Annotated in this window: 1 protein-coding gene; it reads right to left on the bottom strand. The window is 75.3% G+C overall.

The genetic code is table 11. From position 1 onward, the window contains the following. Positions 1 to 1325: TfuA-like protein (locus ACFV0Q_RS41650; RefSeq protein ID WP_385013326.1), on the bottom strand; the 1325-nt coding region annotated here is incomplete at its 3' end. Positions 1326 to 1363 lie beyond the last annotated feature (38 nt).

The raw sequence follows: 1363 nt of genomic DNA, 5'->3' as shown, positions 1-1363 counted from the left end.
GCACGCAGTGCGGGCAGCAGGTCGTCCGCATCGCCGATCTGCCAGGCGTTCAGCAGCCGCCCGCACTGGACCTCGGTCTGCCTCTGCTCGTCCGCCGCCGACACCGACCCCTCCGCCCGGGCGCGGACCAGCGCCGCCGCGGTCTCGGCGAAGACCGGGTGGTGTTCCAGAGCGGCGACCACGGGGGTCATCCAGTCCAGCAGGCTGGTGGTGCGCCACAGCCGCGTCGCGAGCAGCGGCCCCGCCTCGGACCAGGGCAGCCGGCGCTCGGCCGGCCGTACCAGCGCCGCGTGCCGCCGCGCGTCACCGGGGCCGGCCGGCAGGCCCAGCTCCCGCAGGTGCGCCGACAGCCGGGCCGACAGCGCCGGCCAGTCCGTGCCGGGAGCGGTGCCGTCGAGGCCCGAGCCGAGGCTTTCCAGGAGCCGGGCGGCCGCCACTTCGCGCAGGAACGCCGGGAAACCGGGCCAGGACAGGGCCATGGCCTCGACGACCTCTTCGCCGCCGATTTCCGCCGGCCGCCCGCCGTCCGGCGTACCGCAGCCGTCGGGCAGCGGGGTGCTGCGCCAGGAGCGGAGGTACACCGTCTCGGCCAGCGGCGTGGCCGCTCCCCGGTACGTGAGGTTGCCCCGGGCGACCGGGGCGGTCCCCGCCTCCGGGTGGGCCGATGCCCGCAGGGCCAGGTAGCGGAGGGCGGTGAGGGCGTCGCGCCGCTTGATGCGCGGACCGCCCTTCGCGTAGCGGGACCGGAAGGCGTCCAGCTGGCGCCGGTCGGCCCCGCTCTCCTGCGCGGCCGCGAGGATCGTGGCGCTGTCACGCGCGGTGAACGGCATCTCCGCCGCCGTGGCGACGAGCAGTTCCGCCGTCCGCGGGCCGAGGACCCCGGTGCGCCGCGCATGCGCCACCGCGTGCCGGAAGTCGACCAGGGCCCAGCTCAGAGGGCGGTGGTCCGCGTCCGCGTCGGCGTGCAGGAGCGCGACTTCGTCATCGCCGATGATCTCCTGGTCGCGGTAGGCCCGGAAAACGCTGCCGATGCCCACCATGCCGAAGGGCGCGAGCTCGGCCGCCCTCAGCGCGCCCATGCTGGAAGCGCCGTACACCTCGACCCCCTGGTCGATCAGGGCCAGCAGCTCCTTGTGGCGTACCGCCCGGGAGTGCAGGAACAGCCCGTCGATGACCAGCAGCCGGTCTCCCGGCCGCAGGCCCCAGCGCAGGACCTGGTCCGCGGCCACCGGCGGCCGCACTTCGGCATTGGGCAGGTAGTGGCGGATCTCGGCCGCGGTGAGGGTCGGACCTGCGGTGACGATCGTGCGGGGCTGCGTCGACATGTCAGTTGCCTGCCTTGTGCTCGAAGCTGGTGCCGGGT

The sequence above is a fragment of the Streptomyces sp. NPDC059564 genome (assembly GCF_042735575.1).
In the GTDB taxonomy this organism is placed as follows: domain Bacteria; phylum Actinomycetota; class Actinomycetes; order Streptomycetales; family Streptomycetaceae; genus Streptomyces.
Note: the sequence above shows the minus strand (reverse complement) of the source record. Positions and strands in the feature narration are given on the sequence as shown.